The sequence below is a fragment of the Paraburkholderia largidicola genome (genome assembly GCF_013426895.1).
In the GTDB taxonomy this organism is placed as follows: domain Bacteria; phylum Pseudomonadota; class Gammaproteobacteria; order Burkholderiales; family Burkholderiaceae; genus Paraburkholderia; species Paraburkholderia largidicola.
Genome location: NZ_AP023175.1, coordinates 1,712,982 through 1,730,908 on the forward strand (window position 1 = coordinate 1,712,982; position 17,927 = coordinate 1,730,908).

21 protein-coding genes are annotated in these 17,927 nt (G+C 63.5%); 10 read left to right on the plus strand and 11 right to left on the minus strand.

Features of this window, described 5'->3' with window-relative positions; translation table 11 throughout:
• The 9 genes from PPGU16_RS24280 to PPGU16_RS24320 all read left to right on the plus strand — a co-directional run bounded on the left by PPGU16_RS24280 (position 1) and on the right by PPGU16_RS24320 (position 8,719).
• On the plus strand, positions 1-1,197 hold the full coding sequence (locus PPGU16_RS24280) for an acyl-CoA dehydrogenase family protein (protein ID WP_180722956.1): 1,197 nt from the start codon (positions 1-3) through the stop codon (positions 1,195-1,197).
• The gene (locus PPGU16_RS24285) at positions 1,194-1,637 is read left to right on the plus strand and encodes an acyl-CoA thioesterase (RefSeq protein WP_180722957.1); all 444 of its coding nucleotides are present in this window, start codon (positions 1,194-1,196) and stop codon (positions 1,635-1,637) included. Before PPGU16_RS24280 ends, PPGU16_RS24285 begins: the two co-directional genes overlap by 4 nt.
• Positions 1,634-2,032 (plus strand): RidA family protein, encoded by a 399-nt coding sequence (locus tag PPGU16_RS24290; RefSeq protein WP_180722958.1) that lies wholly within the window; start codon positions 1,634-1,636, stop codon positions 2,030-2,032. Before PPGU16_RS24285 ends, PPGU16_RS24290 begins: the two co-directional genes overlap by 4 nt.
• Before the next feature lie 67 nt (positions 2,033-2,099).
• On the plus strand, positions 2,100-3,740 hold the full coding sequence (locus tag PPGU16_RS24295) for an AMP-binding protein (RefSeq protein ID WP_180725195.1): 1,641 nt from the start codon (positions 2,100-2,102) through the stop codon (positions 3,738-3,740).
• A gap of 75 nt (positions 3,741-3,815) precedes the next feature.
• Positions 3,816-5,039 carry a dienelactone hydrolase family protein gene (locus tag PPGU16_RS24300; protein ID WP_180722959.1) on the plus strand — a complete coding sequence of 408 codons (1,224 nt, stop codon included), beginning with the start codon at positions 3,816-3,818 and terminating at the stop codon, positions 5,037-5,039.
• 115 nt (positions 5,040-5,154) lie between these two features.
• A complete protein-coding gene (locus tag PPGU16_RS24305) occupies positions 5,155-5,826 on the plus strand; it encodes a glutathione S-transferase (protein ID WP_180722960.1) in 672 nt (223 codons plus the stop codon).
• 131 nt (positions 5,827-5,957) lie between these two features.
• Positions 5,958-7,427, plus strand: coding sequence for a DHA2 family efflux MFS transporter permease subunit (locus tag PPGU16_RS24310; RefSeq protein WP_180722961.1), 1,470 nt, complete (start codon positions 5,958-5,960; stop codon positions 7,425-7,427).
• Positions 7,424-7,783 carry a nuclear transport factor 2 family protein gene (locus PPGU16_RS24315; RefSeq protein WP_180722962.1) on the plus strand — a complete coding sequence of 120 codons (360 nt, stop codon included), beginning with the start codon at positions 7,424-7,426 and terminating at the stop codon, positions 7,781-7,783. The genes PPGU16_RS24310 and PPGU16_RS24315 overlap by 4 nt, the downstream gene beginning before the upstream one ends.
• A 90-nt stretch (positions 7,784-7,873) precedes the next feature.
• Complete coding sequence (locus PPGU16_RS24320; protein WP_180722963.1) at positions 7,874-8,719, plus strand: AraC family transcriptional regulator; 846 nt, start codon at positions 7,874-7,876, stop codon at positions 8,717-8,719.
• Between the two features lie 8 nt (positions 8,720-8,727).
• On the opposite strand, the gene PPGU16_RS24325 is transcribed toward PPGU16_RS24320, so the two are convergent.
• The 3 genes from PPGU16_RS24325 to PPGU16_RS24335 form a co-directional block, all read right to left on the minus strand.
• A complete protein-coding gene (locus PPGU16_RS24325; protein ID WP_180722964.1) occupies positions 8,728-9,312 on the minus strand; it encodes a flavin reductase family protein in 585 nt (194 codons plus the stop codon).
• 166 nt (positions 9,313-9,478) lie between these two features.
• Positions 9,479-9,805 carry a hypothetical protein gene (locus tag PPGU16_RS24330; RefSeq protein ID WP_180722965.1) on the minus strand — a complete coding sequence of 109 codons (327 nt, stop codon included), beginning with the start codon at positions 9,803-9,805 and terminating at the stop codon, positions 9,479-9,481.
• A gap of 248 nt (positions 9,806-10,053) precedes the next feature.
• Complete coding sequence (locus PPGU16_RS24335) at positions 10,054-11,268, minus strand: DUF2252 domain-containing protein (RefSeq protein WP_180722966.1); 1,215 nt, start codon at positions 11,266-11,268, stop codon at positions 10,054-10,056.
• Positions 11,269-11,490: 222 nt separating this feature from the next.
• Between PPGU16_RS24335 and PPGU16_RS24340 the strand changes: the two genes are divergently transcribed.
• On the plus strand, positions 11,491-12,210 hold the full coding sequence (locus PPGU16_RS24340; RefSeq protein ID WP_180722967.1) for a GNAT family N-acetyltransferase: 720 nt from the start codon (positions 11,491-11,493) through the stop codon (positions 12,208-12,210).
• Between the two features lie 22 nt (positions 12,211-12,232).
• Here the strand turns inward: PPGU16_RS24340 and PPGU16_RS24345 are convergent, their stop codons facing one another.
• From PPGU16_RS24345 to PPGU16_RS24380, 8 genes are all read right to left on the minus strand, one after another.
• Positions 12,233-12,577: a type II toxin-antitoxin system PemK/MazF family toxin gene (locus tag PPGU16_RS24345; protein WP_180722968.1), complete on the minus strand. Its 345-nt coding sequence runs from the start codon at positions 12,575-12,577 to the stop codon at positions 12,233-12,235.
• A gap of 8 nt (positions 12,578-12,585) precedes the next feature.
• On the minus strand, positions 12,586-12,858 hold the full coding sequence (locus tag PPGU16_RS24350) for an AbrB/MazE/SpoVT family DNA-binding domain-containing protein (protein ID WP_180722969.1): 273 nt from the start codon (positions 12,856-12,858) through the stop codon (positions 12,586-12,588).
• 257 nt (positions 12,859-13,115) lie between these two features.
• Positions 13,116-13,640: a GNAT family N-acetyltransferase gene (locus PPGU16_RS24355; RefSeq protein ID WP_180722970.1), complete on the minus strand. Its 525-nt coding sequence runs from the start codon at positions 13,638-13,640 to the stop codon at positions 13,116-13,118.
• Positions 13,641-13,747: 107 nt separating this feature from the next.
• Positions 13,748-14,224, minus strand: coding sequence for a VOC family protein (locus PPGU16_RS24360; RefSeq protein ID WP_180722971.1), 477 nt, complete (start codon positions 14,222-14,224; stop codon positions 13,748-13,750).
• Between the two features lie 93 nt (positions 14,225-14,317).
• Positions 14,318-14,806 (minus strand): VOC family protein, encoded by a 489-nt coding sequence (locus PPGU16_RS24365; RefSeq protein WP_180722972.1) that lies wholly within the window; start codon positions 14,804-14,806, stop codon positions 14,318-14,320.
• A 149-nt stretch (positions 14,807-14,955) separates the two neighbouring features.
• Positions 14,956-15,189: a YXWGXW repeat-containing protein gene (locus PPGU16_RS24370; protein WP_180722973.1), complete on the minus strand. Its 234-nt coding sequence runs from the start codon at positions 15,187-15,189 to the stop codon at positions 14,956-14,958.
• Between the two features lie 54 nt (positions 15,190-15,243).
• On the minus strand, positions 15,244-16,404 hold the full coding sequence (locus PPGU16_RS24375; protein WP_180722974.1) for a DUF1501 domain-containing protein: 1,161 nt from the start codon (positions 16,402-16,404) through the stop codon (positions 15,244-15,246).
• A gap of 2 nt (positions 16,405-16,406) precedes the next feature.
• Entirely contained in the window at positions 16,407-17,924 is a 1,518-nt protein-coding gene (locus PPGU16_RS24380; protein ID WP_180722975.1) for a DUF1800 domain-containing protein, read from the minus strand.
• Between the last annotated feature and the right edge of the window lie 3 nt (positions 17,925-17,927).

The window sequence follows — 17,927 nt, forward strand, 5'->3', positions numbered from 1 at the left end:
TTGAATCACGACGATCCGCACGGCGCATTGGCCTGGCCATTCTTCGAAGCGCGTCACCGCGAACTTGCAGAAGGAATCGAAACGTGGGCCACGCAGCATCTCGCGCATGTATCACATGACGACGCCGACACGACGTGCCGTCAACTCGTGCGCGCGTTAGGCGAAGCGGGCTGGCTGAAGTACGGCGTGGGCGGCACGCAATACGGCGGGCATGGCGACACGATCGACACGCGCGCCGTGTGTCTGCTGCGCGAGACGCTTGCAAAACACGACGGTCTCGCAGACTTCGCGCTCGCCATGCAAGGCCTCGGTTCGGGCGCGATCACGCTGGCGGGCACGCATGAACAGAAAGCGCTCTATTTGCCGCGCGTCGCAAAGGGCGAAGCAATCGCAGCGTTCGCGTTGTCCGAGCCCGAGGCCGGTTCCGATGTTGCAGCGATGGCCTTGCAGGCACGCGCGGACGGTGACAGCTATGTGCTCGACGGCGACAAGACGTGGATTTCGAACGGCGGCATCGCCGACTTCTATGTGGTGTTTGCACGAACGGGCGAAGCACCCGGCGCACGCGGTATCACCGCATTCATTGTCGATGCCGACACGCCGGGCCTGCAGATCGCCGAACGCATCGACGTGATTGCGCCGCATCCGCTCGCGCGTCTGCATTTCGCCAAGGCCCGCGTGCCGCGCAGCCAGATGCTTGGCGCGCCCGGTGAAGGCTTCAAGATCGCGATGCGCACGCTGGATATCTTCCGCACGTCGGTCGCGGCAGCGTCGTTGGGCTTTGCACGACGTGCGTTGCAGGAAGGCCTCGAACGCGCCGCGTCGCGCAAGATGTTCGGCCAGACGCTCGGCGATTTTCAGTTGACGCAGGCCAAACTCGCGCAGATGGCGCTGACGATCGACAGCAGCGCGCTGCTCGTATACCGCGCCGCATGGCTGCGCGACCAGGGCGAGAGCGTCACGCGCGAAGCCGCGATGGCGAAGTGGCATGCGAGCGAAGGCGCGCAGCAGGTGATCGACGCCGCCGTGCAACTGTGGGGCGGCATGGGCGTGCAGAGCGGCACGACGGTCGAAAGGCTTTATCGCGAGATACGCGCGCTACGCATTTACGAAGGCGCGACGGAAGTGCAGCAACTGATCGTCGGACGCGATCTGCTCAAGGCGCATGCAGCCGCGCAGCAGGAGCGCGCGTCATGAGCGCCACGTTCGACATGCCCATGCGCATCCGTTTCGCGCATTGCGATCCGGCCGGCATCGTCTACTTCCCGCAGTATCTGGTGATGACGAACATGCTCGTCGAAGAGTGGTTCAACGAGCGTCTTGCCATCGACTACGCGCACATGATCCAGACGCGCCACGTCGGCCTGCCTATCGTGAAGCTCGACTGCGAGTTTTCAAGGCCAAGCCGCATGGGCGAAACGATCACGCTTTCGCTGGACGTCACGCGCATCGGACGCCGTTCGATTGGGATCGCGATCGTCGCCCGTTGCGCGGATGAAGTGCGCTTTCGTTCGGCGCAAGTGCTCGTCACGACATCGCTGGAAAACGGGCAGTCAATCGACATTCCCGACGACATCGCCGCCGCGCTCGCGGCATTCGCGCCGCACGCCGTTCGATCCGAGGAGCAACGCTCATGAAGAAACGATCGCTTCTGCCCGCGGGCTGGGTCAAGCCGAAGGGCTACGCCAATGGTGTCGCGGCGAGCGGCACGCAGGTGTTCATCGCCGGACAGATCGGCTGGAACGAAGAAGCACGCATGACGAGCGACCGCTTCGCCGAACAGGCAATCCAGGCGCTGCGCAATGTGCTCGCCGTACTGCGCGAGGCAGGCGGACAGCCCGAGCACCTCGTGCGCATGACATGGTACGTCACCGACAAGCGCGAGTACCTCGCGTCGCTGAAGGAGATCGGTCAGGCGTTCCGTGAACTGATCGGCGATTACGACATCGCGATGAGCGCCGTGCAGGTCGTCGCGCTGATCGAGGACGACGCCAAAGTGGAAATCGAAGCAACCGCCGTGGTGACGGACTAGACGCGCTTCGAGCCGCGCACACCCACTTATTCCGCAGATAACGCACGTATGGCAGGGGAGTTTCATGATGGAACCGTCAGCTCACGTCGATACTTTCGCGCGCGATCACTTGCCGCCGCAGGATCAATGGCCGGTGTTCCTGCTCGACAATCCGGACATCGCGTATCCGGCGCGATTCAACTGCGCGACTGAACTGCTCGATCGCGCCGTCGACAATGGGCATCGCGATCGGCCTGCAATCTGGTCCGACATCGACGGCAAGCCGCATGCGACCACGTACGGCGAACTGCTGGCGATGGTGAATCGCAGCGCCCATGTGCTGATCGACGAAATGGGTTTGCGGCCTGGCAATCGCGTGCTGTTGCGCGGGCCGAACACGTTGCAGATGGCCGTCGCGTTTCTCGCGGCGCTGAAGGCGGGTCTCGTCGTCGTGCCGACCATGCCGCTGCTGCGCGCGAAAGAACTCAAGCAGATCATCGACAAGGCGCAAATCGGCGCGGCACTGTGTGACACGCGTTTGACGGAAGAACTCTCGCGCTGCACGACGCGAGGCGACGAGTACTTCTGCGAAGGCCTCAAAACCACGCTGATCTTTCACGACGACGACGCAGCAGGTTCGCTCGAAACACTTGCCGCATCCAAACCCGCTGAATTCAAGGCCTGCGACACGGCCGCCGACGACGTCTGCCTGATCGCCTTCACGAGCGGCACGACGGGTGCGCCCAAGGGCTGCATGCATTTTCATCGCGACGTGCTCGCGATGTGCGATCTGTTTCCGCGCCACATCCTGAAACCCACCGCTGACGACATCTTCTGCGGCACACCGCCGCTCGCATTCACGTTCGGCCTTGGCGGGCTGCTGTGCTTTCCGTTGCGCGCAGGCGCATCGACGGTGCTGATCGAGAAGCAGACGCCCGAAATGCTGCTGCAAAACGTCGAGCGCTTTCATGCAACCGTGATGTTCACCGCGCCGACGTTCTATCGGCAGATGGCGCCGTTGATTCCGCGTTTCGACATTGCGTCGCTGAAAAAGACCGTGTCCGCAGGCGAAGCGCTGCCCGACTCGACGCGCGAGCTTTGGCGCGAAGCGAGTGGGATTGAAATGATTGACGGCATCGGCGGCACGGAGCTGATTCATATCTTCATCTCGTCGGCGGGACACGACGTACGGCCGCACGCGATCGGCAAGGCCGTGCCCGGCTACGTCGTGCAGGCCGTCGATGACAACATGCGCCCCGTGCCCACCGGCACGCTCGGCAAGCTCGCCGTGCGCGGGCCGACGGGCTGCCGCTATCTGGCCGACGAGCGCCAGCTCAAGTTCGTGCGCGACGGCTGGAACCTGCCCGGCGATTCCGTCTATCTCGACGCAGACGGCTATGTGTTCTATCAGGCGCGCGCCGACGACATGATCGTCTCGGCGGGCTACAACATCTCCGGCCCGGAAGTGGAAAGCGTGCTGATGCAGCATCAGGCTGTCGCCGAATGCGGCGTCATCGGCGTGCCCGACGAGACACGCGGACAGATCGTGAAGGCGTTCATCGTGCTCAATGCCGGCTACAGCGGCAATGAGAAACTGGTCGCGGAGTTGCAGGAATTCGTGAAGAATACCGTTGCGCCGTACAAGTATCCGCGCGTCGTCGCCTTCATCGACACGCTGCCTCGCACGGAAACCGGCAAGCTCAAGCGGTTCGCTTTGCGTGCGATGTAGCGCCTGACGCTTCATTCGATAACGGTGAGCGGTGACGCGCGCAGTCCCCGTCGTCCCACAATCGAGGAGCATTTGATGGCCGGTTCCTTTATCGAAGTCGCCGCTCGCGATGGCGGCCGTTTCAACGCATACATGGCGCGCCCCGCGCAGGGGTCCGGTCCGGGCCTCGTGCTGCTGCAAGAGATTTTCGGCATCAACGACTATCTGAAACAAACGGCCGACCGCTACGCCGAAGAAGGCTATGTCGTGCTCGTGCCCGATCTGTTCTGGCGCATGCAACCGAATGTCGTGCTCGGCTATGACGGCGACGACATGAAGCGCGCGCTCGACTTCCATGCGAAGTTCGACGTCGATCTCGCCGTGCAGGATATCGCCGCGACGCTCGATGCGTTGCGCGCGCTGCCCGAGCAACAAGGCAAGGTCGGCGCGGTCGGCTATTGCCTCGGCGGCAAGCTCGCGATGCTCGCGGCCGCGCGCACGGATGTCGATTGTGCGGTCAGCTATTACGGTGTCGGGCTCGATACGTATATCGACGAAGTGAAGAACATTCGCTGCCCGATGGTGTTTCACTTCCCCGAAAACGACGCGTACTGCCCGCCGCCCGTTCGCGAGCAGATCGGGGCCGCGCTGCGCACGCATCCCGACATCGAGCAGTATGTGTATCCCGGCTGCGATCACGCGTTCGCCGCGCCCGCACGCCCGCAATACGACAAACCCGCCGCGATGATGGCGTACTCGCGCACGCTCGCGCTGCTGCGCAAGGTACTCGGCCCGATCTACGATCTGAATACGCTGTGGGAACAGCATTGCTATTTCGAGTTCGCGACGCGCGACGTCGAAGCCGTGATGCCGACGATGGTCGCGCAACCGTACGTCAACCACGTGCCGACCATGACGGGCGGCGTCGGTTATGACAATCTCAAGCGCTTCTATACGAATCACTTCGTCAACTCGAATCCACCGGACACAAAGCTGATTCCGATTTCGCGGACCATCGGCTCCGATCGCATCGTCGATGAATTCATTTTTGCCTGCACGCATAGCTGCGAGATCGACTGGCTGCTGCCGGGCGTAGTGCCGACGGGCAAATACTTCGAGGTGCCGATGCTCGCTGTCGTGTGCTTTCGCGGCGACAAGCTGTACAACGAGCATATCTATTGGGATCAGGCGTCCGTGCTCGTGCAGGTCGGCTTGCTCGATCCGAAGGGTTTGCCCGTTGCAGGCATCGAGAGCGCGCGCAAGCTGCTCGACGAAAAGCTGCCGTCCAATCAGTTGATGGGCGACAAGTGGTCGGCATGATGGTTGCTCGTGCAACGTGAAGCATCATATTGAATAGAGGCCGCCCTCTTGCGCGGCCTCGTATGATGTTCGCTCCGCCGATACACGGCCCCCTCACGCGACTCGCCGCCCGCTCATGCTCATCGTCCACCACCTGAACAACTCCCGTTCGCAGCGCGTGCTGTGGCTGCTCGAAGAACTCGGCGTGCCGTACGAGATCAAGCGTTACCAGCGCGACCCGAAGACGATGCTCGCGCCGCCCGAACTGCGGGCCGTTCATCCCCTCGGCAAGTCGCCCGTCGTCACGGATGATGGTCAGACCCTCGCTGAATCCGCCGCGATCATCGAGTATCTGCTCGAACGTTACGGACAAGGCCGCTTCGAGCCGCCTGCCGGCACGCCCGAACGCCAGAAGTTCAGATACTGGATGCACTACGCGGAAGGCTCTGCGATGCCGCCGTTGCTGCTCAAGCTGGTCGCGTTGCGGATCGGCAGCGCGCCGATGCCTTTCTTCGCGAAGCCGATTGCGAAGAAGATTTCGTCGACGTTGCAATCCACCTTCATCGATCCGCAGATCGCGTTGCATATGGGATTTATCGAAGATTCGCTGTGCGCGACCGGCTGGTTCGCGGGCAACGAATTCACAGCCGCTGATATTCAAATGAGCTTCCCCGTCGAAGCCGCTACCGCGCGCGGCAACCGCGATACGAAATATCCATCTGTCGCCCGTTTTCTCGACACGATCCATGCCCGGCCCGCCTACCAGCGCGCGCTCGAACGCGGCGGCAAGTACGATTTATTGAGCTGAGCCGTGTCGATTCCGGCTGCGTTCGATCGTCGTGTCAAGTAGAGGCAGGCACGCGCGGGAATGGCAGTTGCCGTCCGGCACGGATGCTCGCTAGACTGCAAGCGCTTCGACCGCATGGAGGAAACGCGCGCATGACGCATAACATCGAAGGGAAAAAACGCTGGCTCGCACTGATCGTGCTATGCATGGGCGTGCTGATGATCGTTCTCGATACGACCATCGTCAACGTCGCCCTGCCGTCGATCGCGGCCGATCTTGGCTTCTCCGAAACCGCCCTCGTGTGGGTGGTCAATGCGTACATGCTGACCTTCGGCGGCTTTCTGTTGCTCGGCGGCCGGCTCGGCGATCTGTACGGACACCGCAAGCTCTTCCTCGCGGGCATTACGCTGTTCACGCTGGCGTCGCTCGCGTGCGGACTCGCGAACTCGCAGGTCATGCTGGTTTGCGCGCGCGCCATTCAAGGTCTGGGTGGCGCGGTGGTGTCTGCCGTTTCGCTGTCGCTCATCATGAATCTGTTCACCGAAGAGGGCGAGCGCGCCAAGGCGATGGGTGTCTACGGCTTCGTGTGCGCGGGCGGCGGCAGCATCGGTGTGCTGCTCGGCGGATTGCTGACCAATCTGCTGAGCTGGCACTGGATCTTTCTCGTCAATCTGCCCATCGGGATCGCCGTGTATGGGGCGTGCCTCGCGCTGATGCCGGCCGGCCGTGGGCACGCGCACGGCGAACGGCTCGACGTAGCGGGCGCGGCAACCGTGACCACATCGCTGATGCTGGCCGTCTACGCGATCGTCAACGGCAACGAGGCGGGCTGGCTCTCCGCGCAGACCGTCGGCCTGATCGTCGTCGCGCTGGCGCTGCTCGGCGCGTTTCTCATCATCGAGGCACGCGTCGCGCATCCGTTGATGCCGCTCAAGCTCTTCACGTTGCGCAATGTCGCGACGGCCAACGTGGTCGGCGTGTTGTGGGCGGCGGCGATGTTCGCGTGGTTCTTCATCTCCGCGCTTTATTTGCAGCGTGTGCTCGGCTATGCGCCGCTTCAGGTCGGCCTCGCGTTCCTGCCCGCGAACCTCATCATGGGCTTCTTCTCGCTCGGCCTGTCGGCGCGCATGGTGATGCGCTTCGGCATTCGTCGGCCGCTGGCTGTCGGGCTGTTTCTTGCGGCGCTCGGGCTGCTGCTGTTTGCGCGCGCGCCCGTTGACGGGCACTTCGTCGTCGATGTGCTGCCTGGCATGGTGTTGCTCGGCGTGGGCGCGGGCGTCGCGTTCAATCCGATGCTGCTCGCTGCAATGAGCGATGTCGATCCCGCGGATTCCGGGCTCGCATCGGGCATCGTCAACACGTCGTTCATGATGGGCGGCGCATTGGGACTCGCGGTGTTGGCGAGTCTCGCGGCCGCTCAATCGGCGAGCGGCGGCACGCAGCAGGCCGACATGCCCGCTGCGCTCGCGAGCGGCTATCACGTTGCGCTTCTCGTCGGCGCGATCTTCGCGGCCATGGCTGCGACGATTGGCGGCGCGTTGCTGCGGCCCGGCTCACCGCCCGCCGCGCAACGGGAGCGCGACGACGACACGTTGAAGCAGCAGATGGAGCAATCGCCATGAATAAGACCACGGATGTGCCCGAACTGGTTCGCCGCTGCTTCGCGGCGTATCAGCACAAGGACCGCGCGACGATCGAAGCGATCCTCGCCGACGATTTCCATTTCACGAGTCCGCGTGACGATCATATCGACCGGCGCGAATACTTCGAACGCTGCTGGCCGTTCAACGAGCAGGTCGAGTTCTTTCGGATCGAGAAGCTGTTCAGCGAAGGCAACGAAGCGTTCGTGCGTTATGCGTGCAAGCCGGTGAATCGCGAGGCGTTTCGCAATACCGAGTTCTTTCGGGTCGAGAACGGCAAGATCGTCGAGGTGCAGGTGTACTTCGGTTCGCCCGCGAAAGACGTATCTTCGCGCTGACTGACGGCTGCGCGACAAGAACCGCAAGCGCGATCAAATGAATCACGCGGCCAATCGATATGCTGGGTTCATGCCGAAACGAGAGTCCGTATGAGCCTGATCGGAAACCCTGCGGGAAAAGCGTTGTGGTTTATCGAAAGCCACTTTCATGAGGAACTGTCGCTCGACGATATCGCCAGTTGCGGTTGCGTCTCGCGCTTTCATCTGTCGCGCGCGTTCGAAGCTGCAACCGGCCACGCGGTGATGCGCTATGTGCGCGCGCGCCGCCTGACGGAAGCGGCGCGGCAGCTTGCGCGCGGCGCGCCGGATATCCTCGCCGTTGCGGTCGATGCGGGTTACGGCTCTCACGAGGCATTCACGCGCGCGTTTCGCGAGCAGTTCGGGCTCACGCCCGAAGCGTTGCGCGCGCAAGGTCATCTCGACAACCTCGCACTCGTGGAGCCGATCAAAATGGATGAATCACTTCTCGCCCATCTGGAGCCGCCGCGTTTCGTGGACGGCAAACCCTTGCTCGTCGCAGGATCGAGCGAACGCTACCACTGCGAAAGCAGTTCGGGCATACCCGCGCAATGGCAACGCTTCAACGCGATCTTCGGCAAGGTGCCCGGACAGGTCGGCAAGGTCGCGTACGGTGTCTGCTACAACGCCGACGACTCAGGCAATTTCGATTATCTGTGCGGCGTGGAAGTCGCCGATTTCTCGGGCCTGCCCGACGAACTAAGCCGCGTGCGCATCGGCGCGCAGCGCTATGCGGTGTTCACGCATAGCGAGCACATTTCGACGATACGCCGCACGTGGAACACGATCTGGAACAAGTGGTTGCCGGAATCCGGGCACACGCCCGCCGATGCGCCCAACTTCGAGCGCTACAACGAGCAGTTCAATCCCGTGACGGGCATGGGCGGCGTCGAAATCTGGCTGCCGCTCAGGAACTGAAGCGCTAATCAGCGCGTGCCGCCGACCGGCGCGGCTTCGACTTCGAACGTGTCGCCCGTTTCGAAGAACGTGCCGCCCGCGACGTAGTGGCAGGTGCGCATGTCGTGATCGTCGCCGAAGTGCCAGCGGTTGTCCGAGTAGACGCGGCCGTCCGCGTAGCACGCGACCACTTCGGCGAGGATCAGATCGTGCCGCTGGGCGTCGTCGGGAATCACCTTGCATTCGAACCACGCCACACACCCTTCCAGCATCGGCACATCGATCTTCTCGGCCGGAAACGTCTCGAGCTGAAGCGCGGTGAACTTGTCGATTTCGACGCCCGCGTTCGAACCGACGGCGAGCGTATGGCGCGCGAAGCCACGTGTAGGCAGTTGCAGGCCGAACACGCCGCTTGCTTCGACAAGCTGCCGCGTCAACGTCTTCGCGTCGATCACCACGACGATTTTCGGCGGCACGAAATCCAGCGGCATGGCCCACGAAGCGGCCATCACGTTCGAACGCCCGTCGTGCGCGCTCGTGATCAAGGTGACGGGGCCGTGGTTCAGAAGGCGCGTCGCGCGCGAGAGATCGACGGGTTGCCGGAATGATTGCATGAGAGACCTTCGCGATATCGATCGCTGCATTCTAGCGAAGCCGTGCAAAACGCGAAGCTTACGTGCCGCGGTAGCAGACCGCGCGCGGGGGAAAGCGGATGCAAGAATCCGGACAAAAAAACGGCGGCGCCAATGCGCCGCCCGCAGATCCGCATGGATGCGAAAGTCAGTGCGTCGTCGGGGGCTTGCCGTGCGTGACGTCGAGCGGTTTGTGCGCCTCGCCGTTCGCGCCCGGGAAGAATGCGTTCCATGCGGCACGCACGCCCTCGGCTGCCGTGGCTTCCGCGTCGATGGTTTCCGGTTCGTCCACGCGTGCGGGATCTTCACTCAGACCGCGCCAGTGGGTGAACACGAGTAGCGGTTTCTCGGTCCATCCGCCTTCGATGAATTTTGCGAATGCCGTGTCGCCGCTCACCAGCTGGACTTCGTACCACCCGTCTCGCACGGGCGCATAGTCGTCCAGCGGGAACCATGCGGTCGCTTCGATTTCCATAGTGCCGTCTCCTGTCGCGGATGTGACTCATAGGGAGGCATTGTTTATGCCTTACGGGGGGCGCGCCCGCTCACGGCGTCGGATCATGGCGCGGTCCGGGACTTGCAGGGCGAACAGCCCCGGAAAAACCGACGCACTTTTTGACCACGACGCACCACCAGATTTACACATCTCGCCTGTCGGCGTAAAGCCCGGCAACATATTCGGATTTTTCGAACGTACGGTCCAAAACGTTCGAACCCGAAAATTCACGTTTTCGCGTTCAACGTGAAGGCGCCGCGATCGAAAGCTTCGCAGTATGTTTTCCAGTCACTGACGACCTGCGCTTCGCACTGCGTCGCGAGGTCGATCAACGGCAATTGCCACTTGCTGTCTTCGCCGAACGCGATCAGGTCGTCGGCGATCGCGGAAGTCTGCCGTCCGCTGCTGCGAAAGTGCGCCCACGCGACCAGCTCCGCCATGTTGCGCACGACCGACTCCAGCCGTGGCAGCTTGCCGTTCCAGGCGTCGAGTGCGACGCGGTCTTCCGATGGCTGCAACCCGCGCAGCACGAACGGCCGCCGTTCGAACTCGACGGCGTGCAAAAAGGCTTGCGACACGACCTGGTTACGCCTCTGTATATCGACCACGCGCTCGGACTCGCTGCCCCATTTGGGCTGCGGCGTATGGACGTTCGGCGCGGTGGCGGACGGCAAAGCCAGCTTCATGTCGAGCAGGTAATTGCCGTCGGGCGAACCCTTGCCTTCGACGAGAATCACATAGCGCTCGACGCCCAGACTGCCCGTACCCGCAATGCGGCGCGCGACGTCGATGATCTCGTAGAACCGGGGATTCGGCTCGCGCTTCGCAAAATCGTTCATGAACGCGACGACCCTGGCGCGCGCGTCGCCCGTGACAGGCAGCGCTTTCTTGCCGTCAGCGCGCAGCGTCCGCTTTTTGCCTTTCAGATCGGTGCGCCGGTTCAGGTGATCGGCACGCGAGCGCTGGTGCAACGCCGCGAACAGTTCGCCGACCATGCCCTCAGCCGTCTCCTCCTCGATCCAGCGCGCCTTGCCGAAGCGCAGCGCGGCGGCGTAGGCGTCGGTGGCCGTGTGGCACAGCGCGAGCGCCTCGGCGCGGCTGAGCTTAAGGTCGTCCGCCGCCACCAGCACGCTCGACAGCAGCCGGATCATCTCGTACAGGCAGGGCGCGAGGCATGCCTCGTCGAAATCATTGATGTCGAAATAGATGAGCCGGTTATCGCCCTTGTAGCTGCCGAAATTCTCCAGATGCATGTCGCCGCAGATCCACGCTCGCGGCGAACCGTCCAGCACCGTGCCTTTGGACAGACGCTTGTAGAACAGATGACAGGTTCCGCGCAGAAACACGAATGGCGACGTGCGCATGCGCGCGTATTTCATTGCGAGGCGGTCGGGGTCACGGCCGGCATTGAACCGGGCGATTTCATCAGCAACGTCGAGCATGCGGACCTCTCACGAATGGGGAATGATCGGGATCATTCTGTACCGACAGCCTTTCACTTCCAAACGTTCGCCGTACCCACGCCACGCTCGCGAACGAGTATGCGAGCGCGCCGCAATGCTGGCTCCATCGAATCGCGCCCACCTGGTTCTTACGGGCGCGCAGCCTTTGCCGTATCGTGCCCGCTAGGCATACTTCAACGGTACACGCGACGGGAGAAAGACGTGGTGCAACGAGTCAACGAATACGGTCAGGCGATCGGCGAACCCATGCCACAGTGGCAAGCCGCAAAGGCACCAGGCGATCAGCCGATGACAGGCCGCTACTGCCGGCTGGAGCGGGTCGACGTGGAACGCCACGCGGACGATCTGTACGACGCCTACAGCGCCGCGCCCGACGGCCGCGACTGGACCTACCTCTCCGTAGGCCCGTTCGACACGCGCGAGGCCTACCGCGACTTCCTCGCGTCCTGCGCGGCTTCCCCTGACCCGCTGCATCACACCGTCATCGATCTCGCGACGGGCAAAGCCATCGGCACGCTTTCGCTGATGCGCATCGACAAGGCGAACGGCGTGATCGAAGTCGGCTTCGTCGTGTTTTCGCAGCGTCTGCAAAAGACGCGCATGGCGACGGAATCGATCTTCCTGTTGATGCAGCGCGTCTTCGACGAACTCGGCTACCGGCGCTTCGAGTGGAAATGCGATTCGCTGAATGCGCCGTCGCGCGCCGCGGCGGCCCGCTTCGGCTTCACGTACGAAGGCATCTTCCGTCAGGCCGTAACTTACAAAGGCCGCAACCGCGATACAGCGTGGTTCTCGATCATCGACAGCGAATGGCCGGCGCTGCGCGCCGGCTTCGCGCAATGGCTCGACGAAGCGAACTTCGACGCGCAGGGCACGCAGCGGCGCACGTTGCAGGCGTGCATGGCGGCGTCACGCACCTGAGCGACGTAGCGAGGCGGCGCCGTCACATCATCAGGAATGCTTTCAAACTGCGGCGGATCGCATCCAGTTCGGGCTGCGCGATCCGCTCTTCCCTGAATTCACCGCGCCGCGCCACCCAGTCGAGCGTGGTGATCTGGTCGATCAGCGCGACGCACGGTTTTGGCAAAGCGGAGACAGGAATCTCCGTCGAAAAGCCGCGAATCTTCGACGTACACGGCACGGCGACAATGCGCTGTGCCGGACCGTTGTGCTCGTAATGCGATAGCACCACCACAGGCCGAGGATAACTGCCGCCCTGCTCGTGCCCGACCACGGGCTCGAGCCTCATCCACCACACATCGCCGATTTCGGGAACACCGTTCTTCATGTTGCTCCTTACCAGTCGTCCTGGTCCGTTGGATCGGCAAGTTCCGAACCTACCGCCGCGCCATGATCGATGGTCGGATGCACGTCGCCGGGCCGCGCCGCGAGCTGCTCGCGATACTCGTCCCAATTGAACGTCCTGATGGTGGGCGTGGCGACGAGCGCTCCGTCCGCTACCACCATGTCGACTTCCTGATCTTCGCGCAGGTGCAGTTCGTCAGCCAGGCTTGCGGGAATGCGCACTGCAAGGCTGTTGCCCCACCGCTTGATTGTCTGAATAGCCATAGCACCACCTTCGCACGAGAAACCCAGATACACGATTGCCTCCTTGAAACTCCACGAGGGAGCAGAAGCGCCGCGCGTATCTACAATGTAGATACCGTCATGCTACGCGGCGCGGGTTGATGTGTCAACGCTGTATCTACGTGCGATTGGGTGGTTCAGATGGACCGATGCATTCGCGTAGTTAATTTCGCATCGGCGGCGGCTTCGAACAATTCGGCCGGAAGATATAGGAACCCTAGGAAAAGCCTGAAAAAGGCCTAGCCGGCGCGGCAAAACACCCCGGTCGGATGCCCTTTGTATGTCGCCTGCCGCGTTTCGACGTAACCGCATTTCGCCGCGACCCGCCGCGACGCCGTGTTGTCCGGCGCGATGATGCAGACGGTCTCGCGCTCCGGCCATTTGGCATCGGCCCATGCCAGCGCGCCGCGCACGGCTTCCGTGGCATACCCGAGACCATGCACGGACGGCATCAACGCCCAGCCGATCTCAGGTGCGTCGAGCGGCGGTTCGATGTCCCGCTGGTAGTCCGCAAAGCCGATCTCGCCGACGAACCGCCCGCTGTTTTTCTCGCGGATCACCCAGTAGCCGTAGCCGAGCAGCGCCCAGTGCCCGGCATAGCGCAGCAGCCGCGACCAAACCTCTTCGCGGCTAAATCGCTTTCCGCCGATAAAGCGCGTAACGGTCTCATCGGACCACAAGGCGTAGCTCTCGTCGAAGTCCTCACGAACATGAGGACGCAAGATCAGACGATCGGTTTCAAGCTCAAAGACGGAAGGATTCATCGCGCATATCCGGCAGGAGCCGGCAAGGAGGAAAGCGCCGATGATCGCAGATACGCGCGCCGCCGCGAAAGCCATTCACGCGCGGCGCGCGCCACGCTCAACAGACATCACTGCCCGTTGAAAGCCGCTTCGAGCGCTTTCACATCGAGCTTCACCATTTGCATCATTGCCTGCATCGCGCGCTGGACCTTCGTCTGGTCCTTGTCCGTCAGGAACTTCATCATCGCGGTCGGCACGATCTGCCACGACACGCCAAAGCGGTCCGTCAGCCAGCCGCATTGCACCGGTGACCCGCCGCCTTCGAGCAGCCCGTCCCACAACGTGTCGACTTCCTCCTGCGATTCGCACTTCACGAACATCGAAATCGCCGGAGAGAACTTGTACTGCGGGCCGCCGTTCAACGCGAGAAACTCACGGCCTTCCAGATGGAAGGTGATCGTCAGGACTTCCCCAGCCTTGCCAGGCATCGATTCGCCGTAATGCGTGATGTCGCCGATGCTCGAATTCCTGAAGATGCCCGTGTAGAACCGGACGGCTTCCTCCGCGTTGCCGTCGAACCACAGGCACGTCGCAATCTTGTCCATCACATCTCCTTGGATTGCTGTATCGGGCGCGGCAGCGTGCGGCGAAATGCGCGATTCATCACCGCGCATCGACTCACGCGCCCGCAACGGCTGTTATTGACGGCCTTGCGCCATCATCTGCTCCATCGCCGATTTCATTTCGTCGGGCGTGACGTCGCGCTTATGCGTCGCGACGGACCAGCGGTGGCCGAACGGATCCTCGACCTGGCCGTAACGGTCGCCCCAGAACATATCGGTGGCGGGCATGATGACTTTCGCGCCCGCTGCCGCGGCTTGCGCGATGGTGGCGTCCGCGTCGTTGACATACAGGTGCAGCACGACAGGCGTGCCCTTCAGTTCCTTCGGCCCGAACGACGCGCCGTTGCCGCAATCGGGCATTTCGTCGACCAGCATCAGCGTCGAATCGCCGATTTTCAGCGACGCATGCATGATCTTGCCGCCGGGACCGGGCAGGCGCACCTGCTCGACTGCATTGAATGCTTTCTTGTAGAACTCGATTGCTTCGGCCGCGCCCGCGACGATGATGTGCGGTGTCAACGTGTGCATCCCTTCGGGGATGGGCTTGACGGCTGGCGTGGACATGATCGTGTCTCCTGATGTGAAGAGTTTCATGAGTGACGAAGTTTCGCCCGATTAGCGAGTCTTCATCACTACGACGAGTAAGCCATCGTCAGATCGACACACGCAACCGTTTATTTTTTTCGAGCCGGATCGAGCGAGGTCAAACAGGATCAAACCGGCCGCCAATGCCCTGGCACCCACGCCCAGTGATTGCCTTCCCAGCGATAGTGACCCTTCACCCACCGATACCCCGGCGCGGGCGCCGCGGGTATCACCTCCGCGACGGGCGCAGGCTGCGCCGGCCGCGCGGGTTCGACGACATAGCAGGCGGAAAGCGTCGATGCGCAGAGCGCGGCCGCCAGCAGCGCACGCAGCTTCGAGGAGTTCAGATTCAGAGCATTCATCGTTGCATTCATCTCCTTGTTGAGTGTGAGTCGATTGTTAAATCCGACTCCGGTTTAGACGCGGATCAATCCCGTCATCGGCGGCGCGCTGCCTGCTTGCGCGAACAGCGTGCGCGAAGTCCGGTGCGGATCGAGCCCAAGGCTTTCGCTCGCGACGCCCGTAATCAGCGCATCGAGCGACGCTGTCGGCTTCAGATCGCGAGCCTGGTACAGATCGCTTTGCCGCAAGCCCGGCCAGTCGGCGACGACGCGCCCGCCCGCCACCGCCCCGCCGATCACCATCGCAACGGATGCCGTGCCATGGTCCGTGCCGCCCGTTCCGTTCGCCGCCGCCATGCGGCCGAACTCGGTGGCGACCAGCACCGTCGTTTTGCTCCACGCCGGTCCGAGTCCGTCGCGTAATGCAGCGAGCATCGTGTCGAGCGCCTTGAGTTGTGCGGCGAGGCGCGGCATCTGCGCACTGTGCGTGTCCCAGCCGCCCGTTTCGATCATCGCGATGCGCGGCCCGTCGTCGCGCGACAGAAACCCGGCCGCGAGCTTGCCGAGACTCGCCGGGTCCTGGCGCGCGCCCGCATCGCCCGCGAGACCGCGCGCCGCCATCGCCGATTCCCATAACGGACGCAACTGCGCGTCCTGTTCATAGAGTTGCGAGACGCGCGTGAGCAGATCGTCGGGCGCCTGCGGCAGCCCGGAAGGCGCATACGACGCGACGTTCGACGCGCCCCGCAACGCCATCGGCACGGTCGGCGCGAATGCGATGGCGTTCTCGCGCGTGGTCGATGTCGCACCGGGCATCATGCCGACCAGGCGATTGAGCCAGCCATCCTTCACCTGGTACGCGGACGATCCGCCCGTCTCCAGCACGTTCTGTCCGTCGAAATGCGAGCGGTCCCGATACGGCGACGCGACGGCGTGCACGAAAAGCGCCTCGCGCCGCCCGTACATCTGCCCAATCTGCACGAGCGACGGATGCAGCGCGAACGTGCCGTCGAGCTTCGTCGAAGCCGACGTATCGACGGCCAGCGCGCCGCGCAGCGACGCGTACGCGGGCTCCGCATACGGCACGACGATGTTCAGCCCATCGGCGGCGCCGCGCTGGATCACGAACACGAAGCGGCGGTCGGTCGCGGCGCGCGCGAACACCATCTGCGGCGCGACGAGCATCGCGCCCGCGCCGGCGGCTGCGATGCGCACGAAACTGCGGCGAGTGAGCATGGTCATCTCCGTTGAAGATCAGGCGAGACGAGCAGCAGTGCGAGCGCCGTCGATGCGCTTTCCGCGCGCGACACGGCGAGTTGCGTCGGCTCGCTCAGCGAACCCGCCGTCAGCGTTTGCCCGAGCGAACGCGCATCGAGCCGGTCGCCGACGCGCGCTGCGAAACGCTGCGCGATCTCGACGCGCCGCACGAGTGCATCGGGCGCGGCCCAGCTCGCGGCGATGTCGTCATAGCCGGCTGGCGATCCGGGACGCCACACCTGCTGGCCGAGTTGCGTCAGCACGGGCGCCATCTGGACGGTATTCGCGCCGTCGTTCAGGTTGTGCATGCCGAGGCCGCGCATCGACGAAATCGTCCACTCCCACGGCGACTTGAACTTGACGGCCACGGGCGACCACGCGGCATCACTGTCGATCAGCGCGCGATACACCGTCGGCAGATCGCCGCGGCTGCGCATGAAAGCTGTCGCCAACTGGTCGACCACCTCCGGCGGCGGATTGTCCGCTACGAAGTGGCGCGCTAGCTTGGTCGCGATATGCGTCGCGGTGGCGGGCGCGCTCGACAGATCGCGCAGCACCGCGAGCGTTTGCCCTTCGCCCGGCTGGTCATAGCGGCGGCCCATGATGGTCCGTGTCCCCGGCTCGTGCAGTTGCGGACGGAACATGAACGCGCCCGGCGGCGCGGTGCCTGCGTTGTTGGCCTGCGGACCTTGCGCGGCCGCAATGCTCCAGCCCGTCATGGCGCGCGCGAACTCGGTGACGTCGTCCTGCGTGTAGCCACTGCGCACGCCGAGCGTATGCAGTTCCATGATCTCGCGCGCGAGGTTTTCGTTGAGTCCGGGCTTGCGGTTCGGATTGCGCTGCGCTGCACGCAGCGCGGCGACGCTGTTGGGTCCGACCGAGCGCGTCTGGTCGAGAAAAAGCTGCATCGCGGGATGACGCTCGACAGCCACCAGCATGTCTTCAAAGCGCCCGAGCACGTGCGGGCGGATCGCCTCCGCTTCGAACGCGCCAGCGAACGGCGCGACGCGGCCTTTGTCGATCGATACCGCGAAGTGGTTCGACCAGAAGTGCACGAGCCGTTCGACGAACGGCGCGGGCGTCGTCAGCGCGCTCGCGACGCGCGCGTTCACGGCCGCGCGGTAGGTGTCGCGCGATTCCATGCGCAGCGCCTTGTTCGCGGCCTGACGGGCGGCTTTGCGCGCATCGTCCGCGTTGCTGGCGAGGTTCGGCGCGCTGGCTGTATTCGCGCCGCTCGCCGTGGAATTCGTGGCGTTCGTTGCCGGGTTTGCCATCGCCTGCTGGCGTTCGTCTTCGAGATCCGCGGCAATGGCCAGCGACGTCGGCTGCGCAGCCCATGCCGCGGGCATCGGCTGATAGGCGTCGAACTGCGCGAGCAGCCAGTTCTTCGGATTCGCCGGCGGCGCTTCGTCGGCGCGTGCGCCGAGGCCGAAGCGGTTCAGCGCGATCGCGGCGGCGCTCATCGGCGGCGCCGTCATTGCAGCGGGTGAATTGGCCATGCT